General features: G+C 74.1%; 25 protein-coding genes. 16 read left to right on the forward strand and 9 right to left on the reverse strand.

Annotated elements, in window-relative coordinates; all coding sequences use genetic code 11:
• Positions 1-66: 66 nt before the first annotated feature.
• Positions 67-1,452, reverse strand: coding sequence for a TfuA-like protein (locus tag ACFWNV_RS13430; RefSeq protein WP_383945152.1), 1,386 nt, complete (start codon positions 1,450-1,452; stop codon positions 67-69).
• Positions 1,449-2,645 carry a YcaO-like family protein gene (locus ACFWNV_RS13435; RefSeq protein ID WP_383945155.1) on the reverse strand — a complete coding sequence of 399 codons (1,197 nt, stop codon included), beginning with the start codon at positions 2,643-2,645 and terminating at the stop codon, positions 1,449-1,451. Before ACFWNV_RS13435 ends, ACFWNV_RS13430 begins: the two co-directional genes overlap by 4 nt.
• Before the next feature lie 257 nt (positions 2,646-2,902).
• Between ACFWNV_RS13435 and ACFWNV_RS13440 the strand changes: the two genes are divergently transcribed.
• Positions 2,903-3,535 carry a hypothetical protein gene (locus ACFWNV_RS13440; RefSeq protein ID WP_383945158.1) on the forward strand — a complete coding sequence of 211 codons (633 nt, stop codon included), beginning with the start codon at positions 2,903-2,905 and terminating at the stop codon, positions 3,533-3,535.
• 21 nt (positions 3,536-3,556) lie between these two features.
• On the opposite strand, the gene ACFWNV_RS13445 is transcribed toward ACFWNV_RS13440, so the two are convergent.
• The 4 genes from ACFWNV_RS13445 to ACFWNV_RS13460 all read right to left on the reverse strand — a co-directional run bounded on the left by ACFWNV_RS13445 (position 3,557) and on the right by ACFWNV_RS13460 (position 8,182).
• Entirely contained in the window at positions 3,557-4,165 is a 609-nt protein-coding gene (locus ACFWNV_RS13445) for a DNA-binding response regulator (protein ID WP_250745316.1), read from the reverse strand.
• Between the two features lie 45 nt (positions 4,166-4,210).
• A complete protein-coding gene (locus tag ACFWNV_RS13450) occupies positions 4,211-5,506 on the reverse strand; it encodes a sensor histidine kinase (RefSeq protein ID WP_383945161.1) in 1,296 nt (431 codons plus the stop codon).
• 124 nt (positions 5,507-5,630) lie between these two features.
• Positions 5,631-7,916: a TOMM precursor leader peptide-binding protein gene (locus ACFWNV_RS13455; RefSeq protein ID WP_383945163.1), complete on the reverse strand. Its 2,286-nt coding sequence runs from the start codon at positions 7,914-7,916 to the stop codon at positions 5,631-5,633.
• A complete protein-coding gene (locus ACFWNV_RS13460; protein ID WP_383945166.1) occupies positions 7,913-8,182 on the reverse strand; it encodes a hypothetical protein in 270 nt (89 codons plus the stop codon). Before ACFWNV_RS13460 ends, ACFWNV_RS13455 begins: the two co-directional genes overlap by 4 nt.
• Positions 8,183-8,420: 238 nt before the next feature.
• On the opposite strand from ACFWNV_RS13460, the gene ACFWNV_RS13465 reads away from it, so the two are divergent.
• Positions 8,421-9,248 carry a BTAD domain-containing putative transcriptional regulator gene (locus ACFWNV_RS13465; RefSeq protein ID WP_383945168.1) on the forward strand — a complete coding sequence of 276 codons (828 nt, stop codon included), beginning with the start codon at positions 8,421-8,423 and terminating at the stop codon, positions 9,246-9,248.
• 73 nt (positions 9,249-9,321) lie between these two features.
• Here ACFWNV_RS13465 and ACFWNV_RS13470 read toward each other — a convergent pair whose 3' ends face one another.
• Positions 9,322-10,203: an aminotransferase class IV gene (locus ACFWNV_RS13470; protein WP_383945170.1), complete on the reverse strand. Its 882-nt coding sequence runs from the start codon at positions 10,201-10,203 to the stop codon at positions 9,322-9,324.
• A complete protein-coding gene (pabB, locus tag ACFWNV_RS13475; RefSeq protein ID WP_383945173.1) occupies positions 10,200-12,368 on the reverse strand; it encodes an aminodeoxychorismate synthase component I in 2,169 nt (722 codons plus the stop codon). Before pabB ends, ACFWNV_RS13470 begins: the two co-directional genes overlap by 4 nt.
• Before the next feature lie 455 nt (positions 12,369-12,823).
• Here pabB and ACFWNV_RS13480 point away from each other — a divergent pair, with 455 nt between their 5' ends.
• Positions 12,824-14,260 carry a class I adenylate-forming enzyme family protein gene (locus ACFWNV_RS13480; protein WP_383945176.1) on the forward strand — a complete coding sequence of 479 codons (1,437 nt, stop codon included), beginning with the start codon at positions 12,824-12,826 and terminating at the stop codon, positions 14,258-14,260.
• 68 nt (positions 14,261-14,328) lie between these two features.
• Here the strand turns inward: ACFWNV_RS13480 and ACFWNV_RS13485 are convergent, their stop codons facing one another.
• Positions 14,329-14,976: a 4'-phosphopantetheinyl transferase family protein gene (locus tag ACFWNV_RS13485; RefSeq protein ID WP_383945178.1), complete on the reverse strand. Its 648-nt coding sequence runs from the start codon at positions 14,974-14,976 to the stop codon at positions 14,329-14,331.
• Positions 14,977-15,051: 75 nt separating this feature from the next.
• Between ACFWNV_RS13485 and ACFWNV_RS13490 the strand changes: the two genes are divergently transcribed.
• The 13 genes from ACFWNV_RS13490 (at position 15,052) to ACFWNV_RS13550 (ending at position 25,705) form a co-directional block, all read left to right on the forward strand.
• Positions 15,052-15,324, forward strand: coding sequence for an acyl carrier protein (locus ACFWNV_RS13490; protein WP_383945181.1), 273 nt, complete (start codon positions 15,052-15,054; stop codon positions 15,322-15,324).
• Positions 15,321-15,578: an acyl carrier protein gene (locus ACFWNV_RS13495; RefSeq protein ID WP_383945184.1), complete on the forward strand. Its 258-nt coding sequence runs from the start codon at positions 15,321-15,323 to the stop codon at positions 15,576-15,578. The genes ACFWNV_RS13490 and ACFWNV_RS13495 overlap by 4 nt, the downstream gene beginning before the upstream one ends.
• Positions 15,575-16,759 (forward strand): beta-ketoacyl-[acyl-carrier-protein] synthase family protein, encoded by a 1,185-nt coding sequence (locus tag ACFWNV_RS13500; RefSeq protein WP_383945187.1) that lies wholly within the window; start codon positions 15,575-15,577, stop codon positions 16,757-16,759. The genes ACFWNV_RS13495 and ACFWNV_RS13500 overlap by 4 nt, the downstream gene beginning before the upstream one ends.
• Positions 16,756-17,406, forward strand: a complete 651-nt coding sequence (locus tag ACFWNV_RS13505; protein ID WP_383945190.1) for a beta-ketoacyl synthase chain length factor — start codon at positions 16,756-16,758, stop codon at positions 17,404-17,406. Before ACFWNV_RS13500 ends, ACFWNV_RS13505 begins: the two co-directional genes overlap by 4 nt.
• A complete protein-coding gene (locus ACFWNV_RS13510; RefSeq protein ID WP_383945193.1) occupies positions 17,403-18,668 on the forward strand; it encodes a beta-ketoacyl-[acyl-carrier-protein] synthase family protein in 1,266 nt (421 codons plus the stop codon). The genes ACFWNV_RS13505 and ACFWNV_RS13510 overlap by 4 nt, the downstream gene beginning before the upstream one ends.
• 93 nt (positions 18,669-18,761) lie before the next feature.
• On the forward strand, positions 18,762-19,376 hold the full coding sequence (locus ACFWNV_RS13515; protein WP_383945195.1) for a hypothetical protein: 615 nt from the start codon (positions 18,762-18,764) through the stop codon (positions 19,374-19,376).
• The gene (locus ACFWNV_RS13520; protein ID WP_383945198.1) at positions 19,373-20,992 is read left to right on the forward strand and encodes an AMP-binding protein; all 1,620 of its coding nucleotides are present in this window, start codon (positions 19,373-19,375) and stop codon (positions 20,990-20,992) included. The genes ACFWNV_RS13515 and ACFWNV_RS13520 overlap by 4 nt, the downstream gene beginning before the upstream one ends.
• Complete coding sequence (locus ACFWNV_RS13525) at positions 20,989-22,083, forward strand: hypothetical protein (RefSeq protein WP_383945201.1); 1,095 nt, start codon at positions 20,989-20,991, stop codon at positions 22,081-22,083. The genes ACFWNV_RS13520 and ACFWNV_RS13525 overlap by 4 nt, the downstream gene beginning before the upstream one ends.
• 16 nt (positions 22,084-22,099) lie before the next feature.
• Complete coding sequence (locus ACFWNV_RS13530) at positions 22,100-22,990, forward strand: diiron oxygenase (RefSeq protein ID WP_250745333.1); 891 nt, start codon at positions 22,100-22,102, stop codon at positions 22,988-22,990.
• A complete protein-coding gene (locus ACFWNV_RS13535; protein ID WP_383945204.1) occupies positions 22,987-23,232 on the forward strand; it encodes an acyl carrier protein in 246 nt (81 codons plus the stop codon). Before ACFWNV_RS13530 ends, ACFWNV_RS13535 begins: the two co-directional genes overlap by 4 nt.
• Complete coding sequence (locus ACFWNV_RS13540) at positions 23,219-24,097, forward strand: aminoacyl--tRNA ligase-related protein (protein WP_383945207.1); 879 nt, start codon at positions 23,219-23,221, stop codon at positions 24,095-24,097. Before ACFWNV_RS13535 ends, ACFWNV_RS13540 begins: the two co-directional genes overlap by 14 nt.
• On the forward strand, positions 24,094-24,852 hold the full coding sequence (locus ACFWNV_RS13545; RefSeq protein ID WP_383945210.1) for a 4'-phosphopantetheinyl transferase family protein: 759 nt from the start codon (positions 24,094-24,096) through the stop codon (positions 24,850-24,852). The genes ACFWNV_RS13540 and ACFWNV_RS13545 overlap by 4 nt, the downstream gene beginning before the upstream one ends.
• 64 nt (positions 24,853-24,916) lie before the next feature.
• Positions 24,917-25,705: an MBL fold metallo-hydrolase gene (locus ACFWNV_RS13550; protein ID WP_383945213.1), complete on the forward strand. Its 789-nt coding sequence runs from the start codon at positions 24,917-24,919 to the stop codon at positions 25,703-25,705.
• Positions 25,706-25,745: the final 40 nt, after the last annotated feature.

Genomic DNA, 25,745 nt, shown 5'->3' on the forward strand with positions numbered 1-25,745 from the left:
CGAGAGCGGGGCGCTAGCGGGCCTCCACCTGGGCTGACGTCCGCCGGGCGCGGCGCCGCCGCGCGGTCAGGGGCGGACGTCCGGGGCGGGGACCGCCCGGGCCTCGCGCAGGGGCATGAAGCGGCGGGCCGCCTCCTCCGCCTCGGCCAGGGAGGCGAACCCCCGGTCGCGGGCCGCCGCTTCCAGGGCGGCGGGGCTGCCGGAACCCCAGGTCTCCCGCAGGTGCCCGCGCACCTCGCTCACCGGGATCCGGCGGGGGGTGCCGCCCGGGCCGGCCGTCGCGGCGGACCCGCCCAGCCGGTCGATGGCGGCCACCGCGTTCGTGCTCGCCGCCCACACCGCGTCCGTACGGCGCAGCTCCGCGGGCACCCCGTGGAAGGGGGCGTCGCCCGGTGCGCTGCGGAACGAGCGGACGAGCAGGGTGAGCAGCCGGTGCCAGGGGGTTCCGGAGCGCCGCTCGCCGGGGGTCAGCCAGTGCTCCCACGCCTGGGCGGGGAGCAGGTCCGCGGTGATGCCGGCCCGTGCGGCGGATTCCAGCGCGCAGGTCTCCAGCTCGGATTCCCCGGCGGGCAGGGGGTGCCCGGCGATCCGGTGCAGGGTGAATCCCCGGTAGCGGGCGGGGAAGTCGGGGGCGTAGAGCTGCTGGAAGCGGAGTACGTCGAGCTCCCGGACGGCCGGGTGGCGCGAGGCTCCCGGGGTGGGCCGGAACGTGCCGCGCCACTGCGCGCGTCGGCTCGTGGGCGTGAGGAACCAGGCTGGTACGAGCAGGGGTTCGGGCGTGTACGGCGCTTCGGACGCGGGTGCTTCCTGGGCCAGCCAGGACAGGGCCAGCAGGGCGTCCACGCGCTGCAGGTCGGTGGTGGAGCGGCTCCGCCGGGCGTACGCGTGCAGGGCGGCCGCGGCCTCGCCGGTCTGCGCGGCGTGCTCCGCGGCCCGCCGGAGCAGCGCGGGCCAGCAGCGCTCGGCGGAGTGCATCGAGCCGGCGAGGTCGAGGAGGGTGTCGCCGGTTGCGGCGGTGAGGATCCGGTCGGTGACGGCGTTGGCAACCGTCCAGCGCAGGGTGACCAGGGCGACGGTGGGGTGCCCGTGGGTGGGGGTGGGCCGGTGCGCGGCGACCTCGGCGTCGCCGTCCAGGGTGCCCTGGACGTACATGCCGAAGACGAGGCCGATGCCCCGCATGCCGTACGGCCACAGCTCCGCGGCGCGCAGGGCGCCGAACCCGGCGGCGCCGACGACCCGGGTGCCGTCGGCGAGGAGGTCGAGGATCTCCTCGTGGGGCACGGGGGTGCCGTGGCTCTGGACGCCGTCGAGGAGGACGACGGTGTCCCCGGGCCCGGTGGCGAGGGCCAGCAGATCGCCGTGGCGGGCCGGCGGGTGGAGGACCGCCCCGGGGTGCGCGGCGCGGGCCTCCTCGGCGTCGACGGCGGCTCCGAGGAACACGTGGGTGGTCATCGGCGCTCCCCGGTCGGGTGTGCGGCGCCGGCGCCGGCGGCGGGCCCGGTGAGGCCCGCGGCGACGACCTTGACCACGCGGAGGTCGGTTTCGGTGCTGAGGTCGACGGCCACCGGCCGGTGCCCGGTCACCGCGGTGACCAGGCCTGCGAGCCAGCGCATCTCGTCGGTGTCCTCGGCGAATTCGGCGAACCCGGCGGCGTGGACGGAGGCTTCCCGCCAGTCGAGGAGCCGCCCGGCGGGCGCCCCGGCGGTGCGGGCGGCGCGCGGCGGTGTGGCGCGGGCCCGGGACGCGGTGGCCGGGCCGTCTCCCGCCAGGGCGCGCAGCCGGTCGCGGGCGGCGCCGGTCAGTGCGCGGCCCAGCGCGATGCCGGGGTCGCCGTGCACGCCGACGGCGGTGACGGGTACGGGGAAGGACTTCGACCACAGGCCCACGGAGAAGCAGGGCAGCGCCCAGCGGTTGGCCCGGCGGGTGAGGGTGACCCGGACTCCGGCGGCGGCGAGGCGGGCGAGCAGCTCGGCGCAGAGCGGGTCGTCGACGCCGGCGGGGTCGACGGGACCGGTGGCGCCGGGCCCGGCCGGGGCGTAGAGAACCGGGGCGGGGGTGGCGGCCGGGGCGAGGGCGCAGTCCTGCTCGATCACGTTGTAGAGCGCGTGGACCACGGTCTCCTCGAAGCTGTTGCCGCCGGCCAGTCCGTCGGCGGTGGCGCGCAGCAGCGGGGGCCGCCACTCGGGGCCGGCTTCCTCGCCCGCGGCGACGCAGGCCCGCGGGGCGGGGACGGGGGCGCCGGTGACCAGGTCGGCGGCGACGACCCAGTCCAGCGGGGTGTGTTCGCTGAGCAGGCTGCCGGGCTGCAGCGGCAGGGCCCGTACGTCGTAGGGCAGGGCGAGTTCACGCGCGGGCGTGCGCAGCACTTCGGCGGGCGGGCAGGCGTACTCGGCGTGCCAGAGCTCCACGGACTCCATGACGGCGGAGATCCTGGCGAGCAGCGGGGTGGCTCCGCGGCCGTAGGCGAGCGGCCGGGTCCGGGCGGCGGGCCGGACCGCGGCGAAGACCGGGATGCCGAGGGTGTCGAGGCCGGTGACATCGGCGATCCGGGTGATCCCGAAGGAGTCCCGGAGCTCGCCGAGGCGGGCCCAGGTCTCCTCGGGGTGGCGGACCCTGTGGGTCCCCGCGAAGTGCACCTTCTTCACGCGTCGTCCTCCCCTGCCCCGTCCCGGAGGCCGTCGGTCGCCGTGTTCCCGGCGTCCTGTCCACCAGCGTGCGCGGGCGACGGCCAGCCGACCGGCAAGGGAACGGCAGAAGTTCGGCACGGGTGGTGAAAACCCTGCCGCGGGGTCCGCGGGAGGGGCGCGGAGGCCCGTACGGAAGCCGGTTCCATCGGCGCTCTAGCGGCGTGTGCCGACAATGCACCGGTTATGCCGTGCAGGGAGCAGGAGGGGAGCCGCCGATGTCCCAGCGGGAGCGCGGCCGGCAGGTGACGGTCGTCGAGCGGATGACCACGACCGGGGATCCCTCCTCGTTCGAGCGGGCACTCGTCGGCTACGCGCGCCACCGGGAGTCCGCCAAGGGCTTCGAGGCGCTCGTGACGGCCGCCTGCCCGGACCGCCCCGGCAGCTACGTCCACCTCGACCAGTGGAGCACCCTGGACCGGCTGCTCCAGGCCTCGCACGAGTCCGGGCACGAGGACGGGCCGTCGCCGGTGCGGCACCCGGGGCTGGGTCCGGGAACGGAGTCCTCCAGCGAACTGATGGTCACCGTCGGGCGGATGACGGTCGGGGGCGAGCTCTCGGAGGCCGCCCACGTCGTGCTGGTCCGGGCCGTGCTCGACGGCCCGCCGAAGCAGTTCGAGCTCGACTTCGGCGCCCTCGTCGCGCAGTGCGTGTCGGACAGCGGTTTCGGCGGCAGCGATCTGCTCCGCTCGGCCGCCGATCCCCGGTCCTACCTGGGCGTGCTGTGGTGGCTGGACACCGGTGCCTGGGCGCGCGTGCGCGCCGGCGAGGGCTACCGGGGCCGGCTGGCGGGGCTGTCCGCCGCGGCCGAGGTCACCGAGGAGTCGACCCGGGTCCTGCGGGCGGCCTGAGCCTGCCGCCCGCGCCCGGCGTTACGGGATCCAGCCCGCCTCCTCGGCGATGCGGATGGCGTCGATCCGGTTGCGGGCGTTGAGCTTGTCCACGATGGCCGTCAGGTAGTTCCGTACCGTGCCCTCGCTCAGGAAGAGCTGCTCGGCGATCTCGCCGGCGTCGGCGCCCCGGGCGGCCAGCCGGAGCACCTGCGTCTCGCGCGGGGATATCGGATTGTCCAGGGCCTCCCAGGCGCTGAGGGCGAGATCGGGGTCGATCACCCGCTGCCCGTTGGCCACGGCCCGTACGGCCTGGGCGAGCCGGGCCGGCGGGGAGTCCTTGAGCAGGAAACCCGAGACGCGGGCGGCCATCGCCCGGCGCAGGGTGCCGGGTCTGCCGAGGCTGGTGAGGATCAGCGTGCGGCAGGCGGGCAGGCGTTCGCGCAGTTCGGCGGCCGCGGTCAGCCCGTCCATCCCCGGCAGGTCGATGTCGATGATCGCCACGTCGGGGCGCGATTCGAGCGCGGAGGCCACGATGAGGTCACCGCGGTCCACGGAAGCCACGACCTGGAAGTCAGGCTCCAGTTCGAGTAATGCGATGAGTGCGCCGCGGACCATGTGGACGTCCTCGGCAAGAAGCAGCGACAGCATGGTTGTTCCCCCGTATACCCCTCGTGCCGGTCGGCTCGCGCCGGTTCAGCCGGCTCGACGTTCCAGCGCCGCGACGGACGCCGTTCCTGCGCTCCCGTCGTACCCGCGCCCCTGTGGTCCGACGCCGTCCGGAGGGTCGGGGGCGACCGGTCTCATCGGTGCCCTCGCCGTCACCCGGAACCGGCCCCGCGGTTCGATGCCCGCGGTCAGGGTCCCGCCGATCGCGGCGAGCCTCGTGGCCAGGTTGCCCAGCCCGCTGCCCCGGTCCACCGGGTCGGCGAGCCCGACGGCCACCACCCCGTCGTTCTCCATCACCAGTTCCACCATCTCCTCGTCGACCGCGGCCCTGATGGTGCAGGACTGCACCTTGCTGTGCCGGAGGATGTTGGTCACGCCCTCGCGCAGGGCGGTCGCCAGCACGGTGTCCACCAGCGGGTGGAGCCGCCCGCAGTCGATGTCGACCTCCGCCTCCACGCCGGCCGAGGCCATCACGTCGGCCACCGACAGGGCCTCCGCCGCCAGCGACATGTCGCGGTAGCCGCGGGCGACCGCCCGGACGTCGACGAGTGCCTGGCGGGACACCCCGAGCACGGAGACGACCTCTTCGCGGGCCCGCTCGGGGTTGTTGACGACGAGCCGCTGGATCAGCTCGCACTTCAGCGAGATGGCCGAGAGGCTGTAGCCGAGGAGGTCGTGCAGGTCCCGGGCGAACCTCAGCCGTTCCTGGATGACGGCCATCCGCGCCATCTCCGCACGGGTCTCGTGCACTTCGTGGACCAGGTCGGTCAGCCGGGTCAGGCCGTACACCACCAGTCCGGTGAGCGCGGTGGAGATGGTGGAGTACGCGAGGTCCAGCACGGTGCCGCCCTGTCCCACCGCCCACCACAGCACCACGCCCGAGATGGCCGCGAAGGAGGGCCAGGCGATCCTGGGCGGCGCGAGCAGCAGGACCGAGGCGCTCAGCGGGCCCGCCACGCTGCCCCACGCCACGTTCAGCCAGACCAGGGGCAGGAAGGTCAGGAACAACTGCACGCCCAGGGCGGCGCACTTGCGGCCGGTGGACCAGTGCCGGGCCTTGGGCGAGGTGAGCACGAGCTGGAGGCCGTACAGGACCAGGACCGCCGCCGCGCAGACGAGGAGTTCGCGCCGCCGGTCGCGCAGCGCGTATTCGACATTGAGCAGGGTGACGATTCCGTACCCCGACAGGACGGTGACCACGATGCCCTGGGCGAGGCGCGGGGCCAGTACGTCGGTGACCCGCCGCTTGTCCGGATTCTTGGTTTCCGCTTGGTCGGTCCCCTGAGCTAGGTCGTTGTCCGCAGTCCGGAAACGGCCCGTCATATGCTCACTCCTCGGTAGGAAAACGAGAGGTCCGGGTCCGCACTATATGCGGAGCCCGCCGAAGATCGGAGAGGTAGCAGAGAGCTGATCTCCAGCTGATCTACAAGGGCATCCGGAAGCGTATCTACAAGGGCAGCGGAAGCTCGTTGAGTTCGTGGAATGCGGTGGGCGCTTTCCGCTGGCCGAGACGCACCGGTACGTCGAAAAGCCGTCCGGGCGCGAACCTGGCGTAAAACGGGCGCAGCCCGGGTACCAGGGTCTTGACCACGGGTATTCCCACGTCGGGCCGGGTCTGGTCGAGGACCAGCAGTTCCATCCCGTGCGACTCCAGCAGGGTCCGCAGGTGCGTGACGTCGTCGAGGAGGTCCGCGTTGCGTCCGGCGTACCGCCAGGACGCGGGGGTCCGGGCGGTCTGCGCCGGGTCCGCGAAGAGCTGCGGCTGGCCGGGCAGGGGCGTACCGGAACCGCCGGGGGCCGGCAGCATCTGCACCATTTCGGTGACCGCCCTGCGCAGTGCGAGCCGCGGGTCGAGGTGGGCTCCGAAGCCGTAGACGAACTCCTCCGCGGGGCCGTCGGTGCGCCGGGAGACGGCCGCCACGACCGGGATGCCGAGGTCGGAGGTGAGGTCGAGGGCCCATACCTGGTGGCCGGCCCGCCCGAGGGCCGATCTGGTGGCCGCGAGCCAGGGCTCGTCGAAGGAGTCCAGGTCGAGGCCGGGCAGGCTCAGCCGGTTGTACCACCACAGCGCCACGGCGTCCCGCTCGACGAGTTCGAGCACGCCCTGGACCACCGCGTCCTCGAGACTGCCGCCCGCGGCATTGCCGTTGGAGTCGGCCCACAGGCCGTCCCGGGAGGCGCCCGTGCCCGTGTCGAAGTAGAGGGTGGAGGTGGGCAGCATCCGGTGGACCCCGGCGGTGAGCGACCACACGGGGGTCCACTCGGTCTCGGCGGCGGGGTCGAAGGGCCGGCTCACCCGGTGGAAGGGCGGCTGCAGGGCGTTCCAGCGCGCCCGGTCGGCGTACTGCCGCTCGTCGAACAGCTGGTACGCGTTGGGGTGGACGGCCGCGGCGCCCAGCGCGGCCATCGACTCGCGGATGACCAGCTCGTCGCCCTGGCGGGCGGCGCTGTACCGTTCCGCCGCCTCGCACAGCGCGCTCGCCCGGGCCTCGGTGGCGGTCGCCCCCTTGCCTCCGCTGCGGGCCCGCAGCACCTGGTGGACCCCGGCCAGGGAGTGCCCGCGGAGGGCGAGGTTGTGACCGGAGTCGTAGGCGTGCAGTCCGTCGGGCAGTCCCGGGACCGGGCGGACGTTCGTCACGATGCCGGTGACCGGGCTGATCAGATGGCGGTTCTCGATGAGGATGCCCTCGGCGCAGACGGCCCGGTCGTTGCTGCCGGTGCCCTCCGCCTTCGGCCGGGAGGCCAGGGCCAGGGGCCGCGCCGTCCGCCGGGCCACCAGCGAGGGGTCCCCGCAGTCGAGGCACTGCGGGCGGCGCAGCACGGTGTGGTGGGCGGTGCTCAGGTTGAGGCTGTCCAGGACGCACACCGACCGCTGCTCCGGGTAGCGCAGTCCCGCGAGCCACTTGGACAGTTCCAGCACGGCGCACTGCAGTCCCAGGGCCCGTACGGCGGAGAGGGTCGGGGCGGGTCGCGGCGCCGGCCCGTCCAGGCCCAGGGCGCGCTGTACGGGGAGTTCCCCGGCGCGGTGCTCGGAAAGCCGGTGGGCCAGGCAGGACCAGCAGGGACCGTCGGGGCCTTCGGTTCCGTCGGTTCCGTCGGCGGCCGGCGAGAAGAACGGGCCGGTCCAGGGATCGGCGCCGAACGGTCTGGCCAGCAGCCAGGTCCGGCCCTGGCGGCGCAGCCGCCGGGAGACGGATCTCAGCCCGGGGTCCAGGTAGTCCGCGCAGACGACCAGGGCCAGCGGGGTGTCGGCGTGCTCGTCCACGGCGTTGAGGCCGGAGGCGGCGCAGGCGGCGCGGACCTCGGCGGCGTCGACCCCGCCGACCGGGATCACGGCGACCGGCGCCGTGCGGACCTCGGCCGTGGCCTCGTACCCGTCGAGGCCCGCCCGGTCCCAGTAGGCCTGGGCCAGGGCGGTGTCCCCGCCGGCCGGTTCGGTGCCGGCCGGGTCGGCGCCGCCGCGGCGGTACCCGACCAGATTGGCCTGCGCGAGGCTCCGCAGCGCCCGGCCCACCTCGGCGACCGGCATGGTCGCCGAGGCGGCCCTGAGTAACGCGTCCAGGGTGTGGCTGCCGTCGAGCAGCGGGACCAGGCTCTCTATGCCGGCGCCGCGCAGGACGGTAACGCCCTGGTCGGAGAGGACGAACGCGGCCTCGCCCGGGACCGCTTCGGCCCGTACGTGGCGCTTGAAGGCCACGAAGGGGCCCGCCTGGGGCTCCCGCGGCGGCGTCATGCCGCGACCTGGAGGTCGGCCTGGTCGGTGAGGTTGCCGCCGATGCAGGTGCCGCACCGCAGGCAGCTGGACACCGAACCGGTGACGGCGCTCAGGTCGTCGATGGAGAGGGTCGCACCGGACGTCCAGTCGACTCCCCGGGCTTCGAGTCCGAACTCCAGCAGGACCCCGGCCGGGTCGGCGTCGAAGCGCTGTCCGAGCTTCGGTTCCAGAGCGGTACGGGCGGCGAGTTCCGCGAAACGGAAAAGTTCCTGGGCCACGTTCATGACTTCCCCCTGAGACGAACGGTGCTGCACTGGTGTCTGCCTGGGACGAGAGTCTGGAGGGGGACCTCACGGAACCGGCAGTGTCACGTTCACCGGACGCGTATGACATTTTCATGATTCACCTCGTGCGCACCTCACTGGGCCGCCGAGGGCCTCTGCTGCGAGGCTGTTTGCCTGACTCCAAAGGGGTCGTCGCACACTGTCCGGCGTCCGTGGCCCGATGAGGGAGAGCGCACAGATGGAGATCAAAGTACTCGGGTCGCTCACTGCCCAGGAGCGCGGCGTCTCGGTGGTTCCGACCGCTACGAAGCCCCGGCAGCTGCTGGCCCTGCTCGCACTTCACGCCGGCCGGGTCGTCACCGTGCCGACGCTGATGGAGGAGATCTGGGGCGAGGAGATCCCCCGCAGCGCCACCACGACCCTCCAGACGTACATCCTCCAGCTGCGCCGGAAGATCGGCGCCGCCCTGGAGCGGGACCCGGCGCTCGACGCCAAGGAGGTCCTCGTCACCCGGTTCGGCGGCTACCTGCTCCAGGTGCCTCCGGGCCAGGTCGACGCCCACGAGTTCGAGCGGCTCGCGGGGCAGGGCCGGGCGGCGTACGACATCGGCGACTACCGTGCCGCGTCCGACCTGCTAGGCCGCTCGCTCGGGCTGTGGCAGGGGCCGGCGCTGGTCGACGTACGCGCGGGGTCGATCCTCGAACTGGAGGTGCTCCAGCTCAACGAGGAGCGCACGGCCGCCCTGGAGCGGCGCATCGAGGCCGACATCCGGCTCGGCCGCTGCGCCGAGGTGATCCCCGAACTGCGGGTGCTGGCGGCCCGCCACCCCCTCCACGAGGGCTTCTGCGGGCAGCTGATGCGCGCCCTGCACCGCTCGGGCGGGGGCTGGCGCGCGCTGGAGGCCTACCAGAAGCTGCGGGCCTCCCTGGTGCGCGAGCTGGGGCTGGAGCCGTCCGCTCCGCTCCAGCAGCTGCACCAGGCCGTGCTCTCCGGCGATCTGGCCCGGACCGATCCGGCCGGCTCGACGATCCCCCGCCGGCTCCAGCCGATCGCGGTCGCCGAATAGCGGCGGAGCCCGAGTCCCGTCCGGCCCGGACGGGAAGGACAATTGCGCGGCCCGCAGCGGCCGGTCCGTTCCCTCATGCCGGGAGCGGGGTCCGCAGGCCCTCCAGCCAGCTCTGCCACGCGGCGGCGTGCAGCGGGGCGCCGGCCGGGAGGGAGCCGCCCGTCCAGGCGGTGACCGGGCGCAGGCCGTGGAGGGCGTTGACCACCCAGACCTCGCGTCCGGCCAGTGCGGACAGCCTGCGCCGGACGGGCCGTACGGTCACGCCCGTGCGCGCGGCCCGGTCGAGCAGCAGCGAGGCGGTGACCCCGGGGAGCACGGGGAGCTCGGCGGGCGGATGGCACAGGACCTCCTCCTCCCACCACAGGAGCGAGGAGTTGGCCGCTTCGAGCACCACTCCGTCCGCGGTGACCAGGAGCGCCTCGTCGGCGTCCGCGGCCGTGGCCCGGGAGCGGACGGCGGCCAGCGCGGCCAGGTCCGGCCCCTTGTGACGGGGCGTCCGGCGCGGGTCGCAGACGGCCAGCCCCCAGACCCTGGCCGTCGTGGTGCGCGCGGGCGCGGGGCGCAGCCGGTACAGCAGCCGGTGGCCGCCGGGCAGGACGGTGTCCGGGGAGGCGTCCGGGGACCCGGTCTCCAGCTCCACGCGCGGGAACCAGTCGCCGGCGCCGCGGGGCAGCAGGGCCGCCATCGCGGTCCAGAAGGTGTCCAGGAGTGCGGCGGGCAGCCCCGAGGCCTCGGTGCAGGTGGCGGTGAAGCGACCGCGGTGCCGGTCCAGGGCGCGGACCCGGCCCTCGGCGACCAGCCAGGAGTCCGCGGCGAGGAGCGTGCCGGGGGCGTCGGTCGCGGGGACCTCGCGCAGGGCGCCGTAGTGGGTGAGCGCGAAGAGTCGGTCGGCGCGGGCCGGCGGGATCGGCGCGGTCTGCGCGGTCGGTTCCGGCTGCGCGGTCGGCCCGGTCAACGGGGCACCGGGGGCGCGGAGGTCGCCGCCCCGTCCTGGCCGGGGAAGCCCCTGCCGAGGAGGCGCAGCAGCGGGGTGGTCTTGGTGATGGTCTCCTCGTACTCGTCGGCGGGGTCGGAGAGCGCGACGATGGCGCCGCCGACTCCGTAGCGGATGCCCTCCTCGGTCACGACGGCGGTGCGGATGACGATGCTGAGGTCGGCGCCGCCGCACAGGGAGAAGTAGCCGATCGCTCCGGAGTACACGCCGCGCGGGCCCTCCTCCAGTTCGTCGATGATCTGCATGGTGCGGATCTTGGGGGCGCCCGTCATCGATCCGCCCGGGAACGCGGTGCGCACGCACTCCACGGCGCTCACCCCGGGGCGCAGGGTGGCCCGTACGGTGCTGACGAGCTGGTGGACCGTGGCGAAGGTCTCCACGTCGAACAGCTTGGGCACGTGGACCGAGCCGACCTCCGCGCACCGGCCGAGGTCGTTGCGGACCAGGTCGACGATCATCAGGTTCTCGGAGCGGTCCTTCTCGTTGGTCCGCAGATCGGCGATCAGCGCCTCGTCCTCCTGCGCGGTGGCGCCGCGCGGCCGGGTGCCCTTGATCGGCTTGGACTCGGCCAGCCCCTCGGCGGTGACGCGCAGGAACCGCTCCGGCGAGGTGCTGAGGACGGCGAGGTCGTCGAAGAGGAGCAGCGAGGCGAACGGCGCCGGGCTGGTGCGGCGCAGGAACCGGTACCCCTCCCAGGGGTCCACCTTCGCTTCGCTGTGCAGCTCGTTGGTGAGGCAGACCTCGTAGGTCTCGCCGGCGGCGATGTCCTCCTGGCTGCGCCGGATGCGGTCCAGGTAGGCGTCCCGGTCGTGGCGCAGGCTCAGGTCGCCGGCGTCCAGGGGCTGCGCGGGCACCTCGGCGTCCGCCGTCCGGCCGGCGAGGGCGCGCAGCCGTTCGGCGGTGGTGTGCAGCCAGGCTCGGGCGGAGGCGTCGTGGGCGAGGGCCTCGGCGTCGTCCGCAGCGGGGTCGGCGGGGGCCAGGGCGAGCAGGTGCGTGGTGCCGGTCAGGTGGTCGAAGGCCAGGGCGCGGGCGGCGAACACCATGGTGGCGTCGGGCTGCCGGGAGCGGTGGACGACCGGGCCGGCCCCGCACTGCGCCTTGAGTTCGTAGCCGAGGTACCCGACCCAGCCGAGGGCGAAGTTGCAGGGGTTCTCGGAGCGGTCGGGCAGGTCCGTCCGCAGGGACTTCAGGTCCTCGTCGATCCAGTCGAAGAAGGGGCGCTGCGCGACCTGCGCGCTGCGCACGCCGTCCCGCTCGGAGACGACGGTGACGGTGCCGGCCGCGACGTCGGCCGTGGCCACGCGGGCCAGGTCGCCCGAGGCGTCACCCATGATCGAGAAGCGGCCGGTGGCGCCGTCGCTGCGGCTGCTGTCGAGCCAGAAGGCGTGGTTCCCGCCGCGCAGCAGCTCGTCGAAGACGATCTCGGGGTCCCATGCGGTGGGCAGCCGCTCGGTGAGGACGCGCAGGTGCCGGCTCGGGGCGGGGCGGGCGGGCGCGGCGGCGGGCGCGGCCGGTGCGAGGGGCCGCGCGGCGGGGTGCTCCTGCTGCCAGCGGGCCGTGAGCTCGCGGAAGTTGCGCATCATCAGGAGTCCGTGCTCGCTGCTGATGGATTCCGGGTGGAACTGCACGCCCCACAGCGGGCGTTCGCGGTGGCGCAGGCCCATGAGGATGCCGCCGGGCGCCCACGCGGTGGCCTCGAAGACGTCCTCGGGGAGGTCTTCCACGGTGAGGGAGTGGTAGCGCACGACGTCGAAGGGCGAGGGGATCCCGGCGAACAGGTCCGTCCCGGCGTGCTCCACGGGGGAGACCCGGCCGTGCCGGGGCTCGGGGGCCCGCCGGACGGAGCCGCCGCCCAGGTGGGCGATGCCCTGGTGGCCGAGGCACACGCCGAGGACCGGGCGGTCGGCCGCGCGGACGATCTCGGTGCAGATGCCGAAGTCCTCGGAACGCTCGGGGGTGCCGGGTCCGGGAGACAGGACGACGTTGTCGAACCCTTCCAGGTGGCTGATTCTCCACCCCGGCTCGTCGTTGCGGATGACGACGGGCTCCTGCCCGTTGGCCTCCGCCAGGAGGTGGAACAGATTGAAGGTGAAGGAGTCGTAGTTATCCACCAGGAGAGTGCGCATGCTCACCTCACGAGGTCATGGAGGGACGGATTCGACAGCCGGATCCGATAGAAAGATCTGATGACTGAATTCCGGACGGACGACGCAGCCCGGGAAAGATCGCCTCGATGGTCCCCGGATAAACCGGCGCCGCGTGCAGGCGCTACAGCCGGTGGATAGATCCCGACTCTGAGCTCCCGATTCCCCACAAGGGAAATCGGGGAATGAATGATCTCCCCGTTCAACACGGGCAGACCCTACAGGGAGTCCCTGTTCAGTCAAACATTCTCCGCACCCCGCAAGCGGTCCCGCAAGGCAACTCGGCAGTAGGAATTCGCAATTCCGCAAGAATGCTGTCGCGCTTTGCATATGACGCTTGACAGTCCCCGAGGGGTCGTTTCTATTATGCGGAACTGCTGAGCCAGTCAGGTGAATCAGCAGCACAACGGGGCAGTGCAACGGGGAGATGTTTGTTCGTGATCAGCGATTTCGGGGGCCCCGGGCCCGGGACGGCCGATCCGCGGCAGCACGACGGAAGCTGGGTCGACGAGCTGCTCCTGCACGCCGGCCACGACGACGCCGAGCCCGCGGTGCACATCGGCGAACGGCTGGATCGCGCCGGTCTGCGCCGCGAGGTCGTGGCCCGCCACGCGGAGCTGGCGGAGGCCGGACTGCGCCGCGGCGGATCCGTCGCGCTCCAGCTGCCCCCGTCCCTGGCGCTGCTCACCCACCTGCTGGCCGCCTGGCGCACCGGGGCCCAGGTGATCCTGCTCGACCACCGGCTGACCCCGCACGAGAGCGACCGGGCGCTGCGCCGGACGGCCCCTCAGTTCCTCGTGCGGCCCGCCGGACCGGTGCGCCTGGGCGTGCTGCGCGGCTTCCACACGGTCGACGCCGTGGCCGAGCCGTACCCGGAGGGGCGTCCGGCCGCGAGCGGGCACGCGCTCGTCCAGCTCAGCTCGGGTTCCACCGGACCGTCCAAGGTGATCGGGCGCACGGCCGCGGACCTCGTCGCCGAGGTCCACCGCTACACCCTGATCCCCGGCATGCCCCGGCGGGGCGACCGCATCGTGGTCCTCAACTCGCTGATCCACGCCATGGGCCTGATGGCGGGCATCCTGCACAGCCTGCACGCGGGCGTCGAGATCGTGCTGCCGGAGCGGATGAGCGCCGACGGCATCCTGGCCGCCGTGGCCGCGCGGACCGCGCCGACCGTGATCACGGGCGTACCGTTCCACGCGCAGCTGCTGGCCTCGGTCTCCGCTCCCCCGCCGCTGCCGCACCTCGTCGGGGCCATCTCCGCCGGCGAGTCGGTGCGGCCCGGGGTCGCCGAGGCCTTCGCCGCGCGGTACTCCGTACCGCTGGGCGAGGTGTACGGGATGACGGAGACGGGCGTCATCGCGGCCGACCTGTCCGGGGCCTCGCGGCCGGCCACGGGGCGCACGGCTCCGGGCATCGAGGCGAAGGTCGTGGACGGCGAACTGCTGGTGCGCCGGGACGCCAGTCCGTACCTCGGTCCGGCCGGCCCGGACCGCTGGGCGGACGGCTGGCTGCGCACCCGCGACGCCGGAACGCTCGACCCGGAGACCGGGCTGCTCGCCATCGTGGGCCGGCTGGACTCCCAGGTGTCGGTCGGCGGGCTCAAGGTCGACCTCACCGAGGTCGAGTGGACCCTGTCCGAACTGCCCGGCGTGCGCGAGGCGGTGGTGGTCCACGACGGGGCCATCGAGGCCTACGCGGTGCTCGACGAGGAGGTCACGGCGCGGGCCGTGGAGAGCCTGCTCGCCGAGCGGGTGGCCGGCTTCAAGCTGCCGCGCCGCATCCACGTGCTGTCCGCCCTGCCCCGGACGACCACCGGGAAGCCGGTCCGGGATCCGGCCGCGCTGCGGGCCGCCGCCCTGGAACGGGTGTGAGCCCGGTGGAACGGCGCGCGGCGAACCCCGTGGAACGGCGCGCGAACCCCGCCGCGCCGCACCGTACTTCAGTCGTCCACGCGGGTGACGGACACGGGAGCGCCCTCGGTTCCCGGGCCGCCCGCCACGCACAGCACGTACCCCTCGGGGCCGCCGGGAACGGCGCTGGTCAGGCCCGCACCCGGGAAGATCTCCCGCAGGGTCGCCTCATGTCCGGCGGGCTCCGGCGGCAGGCCGGAGGCGGGCAGCGGAACCGGCCGCAGCCGGCCTCCGCCGGCCAGACCGGTGCCGAGCGCCTTGCCCAGTGCCTCCTTGTGCGTCCAGACCCAGAGCAGGGCGCGGGCCCGCAGGGCGGGTGCGTGGCCTTCGATCCAGCGGACGTCCTCCTCGGCGAACCAGCGCCGGGCGAGGGCCACCGCCGGGAGCTCGCGGGCCGGCTCCACGTCCACGCCCACGTCGCCGCCGGTGCAGACCGCGACGGCGGTCAGACCGCGGGTGTGGCTCACGCTCACGTTCAGCCGCACCGGCTGCTGCGGCCCGCGCCCCAGGGCGCCGGGCCGTGACACCACGTACGGCCGTCCGCCCGGCTCCCGGGCGACGGCCAGCCCCTCGGGTCCGACGCCCAGTACCGCCGCCGCGGCCCGCCGCAGCAGCGCGTGCGCGTGCTTGCGCTGGTCCCCGACCGGAACCGCGAGCCACACCTCTACACGGGACACCGAACCCCCACTCGTTTCCCGGTGCCCAGCCACGTCCTGAACACACGTACGAACACTGATACAAGGAGCCAGTTCATGAGCACCCCTGTGCGCGCCTTCGTAGTGAACACCCTCGAAACCATGAACCTCGACACGGCCGGGGTCACGGACGAGACCCCCATCGGCGACGACGGCCTGGAGCTGGAGTCGCTCACCACCGCCGAACTCGTCATGCAGGTCGAGGAGGAGTACGGGGTCAAGTTCAGCGACGAGGACGTCGAGGCGCTCCAGACCCTGACCATCGGCGAGTTCGTCGCCCAGGTCGAGCAGCGCAGCACCCAGGTCACGGCCCAGGCTGGCTCGGCGTGAGCGGCCGGTCCCCCGCCCCCGGCCGTCCGGAGGTGATCGCCCTGCTGGCCCAGCACGACGAGTGCGCCCCGGGCGACGTGGGCGAGCGGATCGACTCCCTGCAGCTGGCCTGGCTGGTGCACGTGGTCGAGGAGCGGTACGGCATCCGGATCGACCTCGACGAGGAGCTGGAGGCCATGGACACGGTCGACGGCGCCGTCGCCGTGCTGGCGGGCGCCCTGGCGGCTTCCGCCGCAGGCGGGAGCGGTTCGTGACCGGGGCGGACCGGACGGAGGATCAGCCGGGGGACCGGACCGCGGGCCAGAAGGCGGACCGGACCGTCGTCATCACCGGGCTCGGCGTCACCAGCGCCTTCGGCCGCGGCGAAGAGGCCCTCGCGCGGGGACTGGCCGCCTCGCGGGCGGCGTTCGGACCGGTCGGGCGGTTCGCCACGGACCGGTACCGCGCGGACGTCGCCGCCGTACTGCCGGGCTCGCCCGACCTGGACGAGGAGCTGCGCCGGGTGGTGGAGGAGGCCTGCGAGCAGGCCGGCCTCTCGGCGGCGGAGCGGGCGCAGGCTCCGCTCCTGCTGGGGCGGCACACCGATCCGGCCGTGGCCCGCGGGCCGCTGGCGGTCCAGGGCAAGTCGGCGATCTCGGACACCGCGGCCGCGCTGGCCCGGGCCTGCGGGCTGCTCGGCGCGGCCCGGACCTACACCAACGCCTGTGTGGCCGCCAGTACGGCGGTCTCCGAGGCGGCCAACCGGATCCGCACCGGCCGCGAGGACCGGGTGGTCGTCTCCGCGGGCTACCTCGTGGACGAGGACAACTTCGCGCTGTTCTCGGCCGGCCGGGCGCTCTCCCCGGAGGGCGTCCTGCGCTCCTTCAGCGCGGGCCGCAAGGGCCTGCTGCTCGGCGACGGCGTCGGCGCGGTGGTCCTGGAGTCCGCGGGGGCCGCCGCCGCGCGCGGTGCCCGGCCGCTCGCCGTCCTGTCCGGCTGGGGCATGGCCGGCGACGCCCACCACGTGTGCCGGCCGCACCCCGAGGGCCTGGGCATGGCGCGCGCCATCGGCGCCGCGCTGGACCGGGCCGGGCTGGCGCCCTCGGACATCGGCTACGTCAACGCCCACGGCACCGGCACGCCCGCCAACGACTCCTCGGAGAGCGCCGCCCTGCGCCTCGCCCTGGGCGACGCGGTCGACAGCACCCCGGTGAGCTCCACGAAGTCCCTCCACGGGCACTCCCTGGAGGCGTCCGGAATGCTCGAACTCGCCGTCACCCTGCTGGTGCTGCGCACCGGGGAACTCCCCGTGAACGCGGGCCATTCGGGACCCGACGACGACTGCCGTCTGGACCTGGTCCTCGGCTCGCCCCGCCGGGTCTCCCCCCGGCACGTCCTCAGCCTGAACGCCGCTTTCGGCGGGGCCAACACCGCATTGGTGGTGAGCGCGCCGTGACCCCTTCCCCGGCCCCTTCCCCGACTCTCTCCACCCGCCCGGCGGCTGCCGCGGAGGTCCTCGCGGAGGGCGTCTGGCCCGCCGCGGGCGACCCCGCACTGCCGGCGCCGCTGGCCGGTTTCGCCGTCTCCTCCTTCAGCCCGATGGCCTCGGCCGCCGCCGACCGCTGCCTGGAGCAGGTGTACGGGGCTCCCGGCGCGGTGGAGTCCGGCGCGCAGGCCGCCGGTCCCGGCGCGGCGGAGCTCGTACGGCGGGCCGGGCGCACGGCGATCGTGCTGGCCTCGCGGGGCGGCGATCTGGAGACGCACACGGCGACCGCGGTCGCCGTGGACGCCGGCCGGCCCGCGGCGCCCCTGCTGTTCTTCCAGTCCGTGCCCAACGCGGTGGTCGGCCACATCGCCAAGCGCTGGGGGCTCGCCGGTCCGGTGATCTGCTTCAGCCCCGACGCGGCGACCGCCGATCCGCTGGGCGAGGCCCTGGACGTGAGCGGCTCCCTGGTCGAGGGGGGCGACGCCGACGAGGCGCTGCTGCTGCTCGTGGAGCAGGTCGGCCCCGACGGCGGGCCCGCGCACGCCCGCGCCCTGCTCGTACGGCCCGCGACGGACTGCGCACCGGGCCTCGCGCCGTTCGCCGGGGAGGAGTCGTGAGGAGCGGGCTCCGGGAGCAGTACGACGTCTGGGTCACCGGGATCGGGCTGGTCACCCCGCTCGGGATCGGCGTACCGGCCTTCGTGGACGGGCTCGCCGCCCAGCGCTCCGGGCTGCGCCGGCTGGAGGGCGAGGCGTGGGCCGCGACCGGCGCCGACGTGGCCGGGGTGGCCCCCGAGATCTCCGCCCTGGACCTGCTGCCGCGCGCCGAGGCGCGCTCGGTCGACCGGTTCGTGCTCATGGCGCTGGCCGCCGCGGACGAGGCCCTCGGCGACAGCAAGCTGACGGTGGGCCAGGACGTGGCCGCGGACCGGGTGGCGGTCGTGGTCTCCACCGGCGCCGGCGGGCTCGCGACGTACGAGGAGCAGGCCGTGGCCCGCGCCTCCCGGGGCCGGGCCGCGGTCAGCCCGTTGCTCCTTCCCGGCATGCTGCCCAACATGGCGGCGGCCCGCATCGCCATCCGGCACGGGGTCCGCGGACTCAGCAGCTCCATCGCCACGGCCTGCGCGGCGGGGGCGATGTCGGTGGCCGAGGGGCTGCGGCTGATCCGCGAGGGCACCGCGGACGTGGTGATCTGCGGGGGCACCGACACCGCGCTCGCCCCCTCCGTGGCCACCTCCTTCGGCAACGCCCGCGCGCTGGCCCGCGCCGGGACCGGCGATCCGGCGGCGGCCAGCCGCCCCTTCGACCTGGACCGGAGCGGTTTCGTGCTGGCCGAGGGCGCCGGGGTCCTCGTCCTGGAGCGGGCCGCGCACGCCCGCGCACGCTCGGCGCACGCCTACGGGCGGGTCCTGGGCTGGGGTGCGACCAGCGACGCCCACCACCCGACCTCGCCGCGGCCCGACGGCGAAGGCGCCGCGGACGCCATGCGGCGCGCGCTGGCGGACGCGGGACTGTCCCCCCGGGACATCGGCTACGTCAACGCCCACGGAACCGGCACCAAGGTCGGGGACCTGGCCGAGGCCCGGGCCGTGCGCGCGGTGTTCGGCGAGGACGGGCCGCCGGTCAGCTCGGTCAAGGGCGCCATCGGCCATCTCCTGGGCGCGGCGGGCGCGGTGGAGGCGGCGGCGACCGTACTGGCCCTGCACCACCGGAGCCTGCCGGCGACGGCCAACCTGGACCGGCCGGACCCGGAGTGCGCGCTCGACCACGTCCGCGGCGCGCCCCGCGCGGCGGCGCCCGAGGCCGCGGTGTCCAACTCCTTCGCCTTCGGCGGCCACAACGTGAGCCTCGTGCTCGGCAGGGGCCCGGAGGCGGTCTGACCGGGCCGGCGCAGGCCCGCCCCGACCGGAACCGCCGCGGCAGCGACCGCTCCCATCCGCTCCATCCGCTCCCTCCCGAAGGACGAGGACACCGTGACCAGTTCCGCCTCCCAGGCACCCGGACCGGCAGGCCCCGGCGAGCCCTCCGCCGACCTGCTGCGCCAGTTCTGGTGGCTGCACGACGCCCGCTGGTACCAGGGGGTCGCGCGGCGGTTCGGCCAGGACGCGGCGAACGAGGTCAACGCGGAGGCGATGCAGTTCGTCACCCGGCGGATCGCCTCGGCCTACGCACGGGAGGAGGGGCTGGCCCCGGGGCTGTCCGCCGCCGAACTGGCCACCGCGCTGACCGGTATCTCGGAGCTGATGACCGGGGACGCCGTGGAGGCCTCCAACAAGGTCACCGGCGAGGAGTCCTTCGAGACGGCCGTCACCCGCAACTTCGCCCTGGAGATGCTCGCGCGCGCCGGAACGCTGGAGGGCTACGAGTGCCCCTGCCCGCAGATGCGGGCGGGCTGGTTCGAGGGGCTGAAGACGCCGGTCAGCGACCACCGCGTGGAGTGCCTGCGCACCGGCGGCTCGGCCTGCCGCTTCCGTACGAGCACGGCGCCCGGTGCGGCCGCCGCCGCGAGCGCCCCGACTGCTGCCACCGCCCCCACTGCTGCCACCACCGCTGCCGCCACCACCGTCCCCGGGAAGGAGACCCCGTGACCACGCCCGACTCCGGCGCCCCCGCCGCGTACGTCACCAGCGCCATCGAGCAGTTCGCCGCCCGCGGCGAGGCCATCGCGCTGATCCACGGCGAACGGTCCATGACCTTCGCCGAGCTGCTCTCGCTGGCCTACCGGACGGCCCGGGTCCTGCGGGACGCCGGGCTGGGCCGCGGGGACCGGCTCGTCCTGTTGGCCGCCAACCCGATCGAGATGTCGGCGGTGGGCCTGGCCGCGCACCTGCTCGGCATCAGCTACACCCCGGTGTACGCGGCCGGGGGCGAGCAGGTCGCCGAGCACATCCTGCGCGACGCCGAGCCCGCGGCCGTGATCCTCGCCTGCGCCGGGCCGATCCTGCCGGGGCACCGCATGGCCGACCTCGCCCGCGCCGCCGGGGTGAAGCTGCTGTTCGGCCTCGGCCCCGGCTCCGACCCGGAGGTCACCGACCTGCTCGCCGAGGCCGCCGCCCGGTCGGACGCCCCGCTGCCGGTGCGGGCCCGGGAGGACGATGTCGCCCGGGTGCTGTACACGGGCGGCACCACCGGCCTGCCCAAGGGGGTCGTGTACACCTTCGGCGCGCTGACCGCGGCCGCCGGCGCCTGGGCGGGCGCGGCTCCGCCGCCGGGGCTGCGGTTCCTGGCCATGACCCCGATGGCGCACGCCGCGGGGGCGATCGCCTGCGGCCTGCTGCGCCACCACGTGAGCGTCGAGCTGTTCGACGAGTTCGACGCGGAGGTGCTGCTGGTGCGGATCGCCGAGGCCTCCGCGGAGGGCCGGCCGGTCACCACGTACCTCTACCCGCCGTACCTGTACCGGCTGCTGGACCACCCCGGCCTGGCGGCCACCGACCTGTCCGGGCTCGCGGCCGTCAGCTACGGCAGCGCGCCCGTCACCCCGCACCGGCTCGCCCAGGCGGTCCGCAGCCTCGGCCCGCGGCTGCGGCAGAGCTACGCCCTGACCGAGGCCATCGCGATCACCAGCCTGGGTCCCGAGGACCACGCGGCGGCCGCAGCGTCGCGGCCCGAGCTGTTCGGTTCGGTCGGCCGCGCGGTGCCCGGGGTGTCCCTCCGGGTCACGGGCGGGGACGGCCGCGCACTGGGGCCCCGTACGGAAGGCGCGGTCGAGGTGTCCGGACCCACCGTGATGGCGGGCTACTGGCAGCGGCCCGACCTGAGCGGAGAGGTGCTGCGGGACGGCTGGCTGAGCACCGGCGACCTCGGGGTGATCGACGAGGACGGCTACCTGTACCTGACCGGGCGGGCCAAGGACCTGGTCATCGTGGACGGGACCAACTGCTATCCGCAGGCCGTCGAGAACGTGCTGACGGCCCATCCGGACATCCGGCGCGCCGCCGTCATCGGGGTGCCCGACCCGGTCACGGGCGAGGCCCTGGTCGCCGTCTGTGTTCCCCGGGAGGACCCGTGGGAGGCAGGCCGGCCCGGCCTCGTCGGGGAACTGTCCGCCTCGGTGCGCGAGGCCCTGGGCGCGGCGCACGTGCCCGGACGGTTCGAGTTCGTCACGGACATCCCCACGGCCTCGTACGGAAAGCCCGACAAGGCGGCGCTGCGCACGCGCTTCTCGCCCCTGACCCTGACGCCCTCCGGGAGCAACGGATGACCATCGAAGCCAAACCGTGGACCCGCCCCGCGTCGCCGCGGGGCCTGGAGGGCTGGCTCGACTCCCTCCGCGACCTGCTGATCATCCCGCCGGAGCTGCGCGACGAGTGGGTGGAGCGGGACTCCGCGCTCGAACTGCTCCAGTGCGGGCCGGAGATCCTCGACGAGCTGCTGCGCCGCGGACTGCCGCACGGCGGGACACCGGGGGCGGAGCGCTTCGACCGCTTCGACCTGGTGAACCTCGCGCTCTACTCCGGCTCCGGCACCTCCGTGCCCGAGAAGACGATGCGCTACGCCCTGCGCTGGATGCACGCCGATCCGCAGTCGCTCTTCCGGCCCCAGCGCTGGAACTACTCCGTCGCGCTGACCCCGCCGGCCGCCCACGGCCAGGGGGAACCGGAGCGGACCGACTGGAACCTGGCCACGCCCCACCCGGAGCTGAGCGGCGGCTGGACGGAGTCCCTGTCGATCGGGCCCGAGGGGGCCGCGTCGCTCGGGGAGAAGGACATCACCGCGAGCGGCACCTCCGGGCTCACCGCCTCCGGGGTGCTGGTGACCTCCGGGGAGCGGCGCGAGATCGTCTCGGAGCGGCTGCGCGAGATCGTGACCTCGTACGGCCCCGACCGGTTCCGCTGGGGCCGGATGCCCGAGGAACTCCAGTGGCGCAAGGACGAGGTGCTGGCCCAGGGCTACGCCCCGTGCATCTCCGTCTGCCTGGAGCTGGCCGAGCGGTGCCGGGAGGCCGGCTTCGAGGCCCGTACCCGGCGCGGCTGGATCATGGGGATGCTCGACCTCGCCCATTCGTGGCTGGAGGTCGTGGACGAGGACGGCCTGGTCAAGAACGTGGACCCGGCCTTCGTCATCCTGGCCGACCACCACGCCGAGTCCCCGCACCCGGACATCGCGCAGGCCTTCACCGGCTCGCTGCTGAACCGGCTGCTGCCCACGGAACACCATGCGGACGAACCGGTGAACGGGTACCGCCGCGGGGGCGAGTTCGCCCACCCCCGCCACCAGACCGACATCCAGCTCTCGGCGGAGCAGCCCGCTCCGCGCGAGACGGCCGGGGCCGGCAACGGCTCCGGCAACTGAGAGAGGAAAAGGATCGATGAGCACGCCCGTGCTGCAGGCCGACGCGCAGTTGCAGTCCATACTCGACCGGCTCGTGTCGATGTCCGAGCGCGACCACTACGACCCGTACACGATGTTCGACTGGCCCGAGACGCTGCCCGAGGACCAGTACTGGATGACCCCGGAGCTGCTGTCCATCCACGGGACCAAGGTGGCCGAGTCGTTCACCGAGGAGCAGAAGTGGGCGATCAGCAAGTGGGAGAGCGTCAACTTCTACAGCCTGAACGTCGACGGCATCCGTGAGCTGATCACCGAGATCATCGCGCGGATCCACACGAAGGACTTCGCCCTCTCCTCCGAGTACTTCCACCACATGATCGGCGAGGAGAACTCGCACATGTGGTTCTTCGCCCGGTTCTGCCTGCTGTACGGCGGCAAGGTCTACCCGGACAAGGGCGTCCAGCTGGAGATGAAGTCCGAGGGCGAGTCCGCCCACTTCCTCGTCTTCGCGCGGCTCCTGCTCTTCGAAGAGGTCGTCGACTTCTTCAACAAGCGGATGGGCGACGACGACCGGCTGCACCCCACGATCCGCAAGATCAACGCGATCCACCACCAGGACGAGTCCCGGCACGTCGCCTTCGGCCGGCAGATCGTCTCGCACCTGCACCGCCAGCTGCGGGAGAAGCTGAGCACGGAGGAGCTGGCCGAGCTGGAGCTGTACCTCAAGCGGTACCTGCGCAAGTCGGTGGACGGTCTGGTGAACCCGGCGGCCTTCAAGGACGCGGGCATCCCGAACCCCTACCAGGTGCGCAACGAGGTGCTGGCCGACCCGGCCTTCCACGAGCTGGAGCGCAAGATGCTCAAGCGCTCGATGAGCTTCCTCGTGAACGAGGGCATCTTCACCGACGACGTTCTGCCGCGCTCATGAGCACGGTCACCGGCTTCGACGCCGTCATCGAGTACCTGCTGACCAAGCGGCCGGACCTGACCTCGATCGATCCGGACCTCGACCTGGTCGAGAACCGGATCCTCGACTCCCTCGGGTTCGTCAACTTCCTCTACGTGCTGGAGGAGCAGACGGGTGAAGAGATCTTGATGGAGAACGTCACCCCGTCCGATTTTCGTACGATCAACTCGATTCGAAAGAGGTTCTTCCATGAGTCCGAGTAGTTCGGCGAAGACGTCGGAGGCCGGCCGCACCCCCTCGACGCGCGGCGGGCTCGCCACCCTCGGGCCGGGTGCCCTGCGGCTGCGGGCCACCCTCGAAGGCGTGTTCACCGGCTGGGCGGCCGAGGTCGGCGCCGACGCGGTGCAGTACCCGCCCCTGATGCGGGTCGAGGACCTGCACCGGCTGGACTACTTCCAGAACTTCCCGCAGCTGGCGATCCTGGGAGCGGCCCTCACGGAGGAGGCCGCTCCGGAGTACGCGACGGGCGGACCGCGGGAGGCCTCGCTGCCGGCCGGGCACCTCACCGAGGCCTCGTACGCGCTGCCTTCGGCGGCCTGCTACAACGTGTACCTCGATCTGGCGGGCCGCACGCTGACGGACGGTCCCCACAAGGTGACCACCGTGGCCACCTGCTTCCGCCGCGAGACCCACTACGACGCGCTGCGCCGGCTGCTGGGCTTCAGCATGCGGGAGATCGTGTGCGTCGGCACCCGGGACGAGGTCCTGGCCCACCTGGAGCTGTTCCGGAAGAAGATCACGGGCTACCTGTCGGAGCTCGGGCTGCCGATCGAGATCGAGGCCGCCTCGGACCCGTTCTTCGACGCGAGCGCGGGACGCGCGCTGATGGCCCAGCTCTTCCCGGTGAAGGAGGAGTTCGTCTTCGACGGCTCGCTGGCCATCGGCTCGCTCAACTTCCACCGCAACTTCTTCGGCGAGCGCTGCGACATCCGCACCGCGGACGGCGAGCCCGCCTTCACCGGTTGCGTGGCCTTCGGCCTGGAGCGCTGGATCAGCGCGCTCACCTCGCACTTCGGCCTGACCGAGGACGAGCTGGCCGACCGGGTGCTGGCGGCCGGGCGGCCGTGACCCCGAGCGGACCGGACGTGGCACCGGCGGCCCTGGCCGCCCCTCCGGGGGATGCCGCCCCGGCGTGGGACGCCTCCCCGCTGGGGCGGGCCGTCCTGGCCGGGCGGGTCGCCGCGGCGGGGCAGGCCGCCGCGGGCCCCGGTGCCGTACGCGCCTGGTGGGCCGACGGGCGCGGACTGCCGGCCGGGGCGGTGGCGGAGCTGGCGGCCGCCGCGCTGGCCCCGCAGGAGCGCTCCCGGTACGAGGCCGTCTCCGATCCGCTGGGCCGGGCCGAGTTCGTACTGGCCCGGTTCGTGCTGCGCAGTGTGCTGGGGCGGATGCTCGGACGGCCGCCCGCCCGCGTGGGCCTCGCCGTGGACCGCTCCGGACGGCCGTGGGTGACGGGCGCCCCGGGGCTGGACGTGAGCATCGCGCACGCCGGGGGCCTGGTCGCCGTCGCCGTGGGCAGCGGGCTCGCGCCCGGGACCCGGATCGGTGTGGACGTCGAGGAGGTCCGTACGGTCCCCCGGGCCGGGGACCTGGCCCGGCGGCTGTTCTCCCCCGCCGAACGCGCCCGCCTGGGCCGGGCCTCCGGCCGGGCCGGAGACCTGCTGTGGCTGGACGTCTGGACCAGGCGGGAGGCGTACGTGAAGGCCGTGGGCACCGGAGTCCGCTCCCTGGCCGGGGCACCGGACCAGGACGTCGGCCACCGCTGGCACCCGCTGCGGCTGCCGCGGGGATTCACCGGGGGCCTGGTGGTTGTTGAACCCGGCTGACCGGCCCGCCCCCTCCTCTCTCTTTCCCATCCCACCGTTCGAGTCGCTTTCAAGGAGCAGTTCCATGACAGAGAACACCGCCGCACAGCTCACCGTCACCGCGGTGGGCGGCCCCACCGTGGTCATCGACCTGGGCGGGCTGCGGTTCGTGACGGACCCGACCTTCGACACCGCCGGTTCCTCCTACGAGTTGGGCCCGGTCGCCCTGCACAAGCTGGCCGACCCCGCCCTCACCACCGACCAGCTGGGCCCGGTCGCGGCCGTCCTGCTGTCGCACGACCAGCACCCCGACAACCTCGACGGGGCCGGGCGCGCCTTCCTCAAGGAGGTCGCGCTGGTCCTCACGACCGAGCAGTCCGCGGAGCGCGTCGGCGGCACCGGGCTGGCGCCGTGGGCCGAGCACGTACTGGAGCGCCCGGACGGCGGCCGGCTCGTGGTCACCGCGGTCCCGGCGCAGCACGGTCCGGCCGGAACCGAGCAGGCGCTCGGCGCCGTCACCGGCTTCCTGCTGACCGGCGAGGGCCTGCCGACGGTGTACGTCAGCGGCGACAACGTCTCCTTGGAGCCGGTCCGCGCCCTCGCGGAGCGCCTCGGCGGGGCCGGCGTCGACCTGGCGGTGCTGCACGTGGGCGCGGCGCAGCTCGCCCCGTTCGGCCCGACGCTGCTCTCGCTGACCTCCGAGCAGGCGCTGGAGGTGGCCGGGCTGCTGGGCGCCCGCAAGGTGCTCGCCGTGCACCAGGACGGCTGGCAGCACTTCACGGAGGGTCAGGACACCGTCAGCGCCGCCTTCGAGAAGGCGGGTTCCGCCGAGCGCCTGGTGGTTCCCGAGGCGGGCATCGGCTTCGCGCTCTGACCCACGGGTCGGGGAAGGGGTGGTGCCCCGGGCCGCACGC

It is taken from the genome of Streptomyces sp. NPDC058401 (assembly GCF_042722885.1).
Lineage (GTDB): Bacteria > Actinomycetota > Actinomycetes > Streptomycetales > Streptomycetaceae > Streptomyces.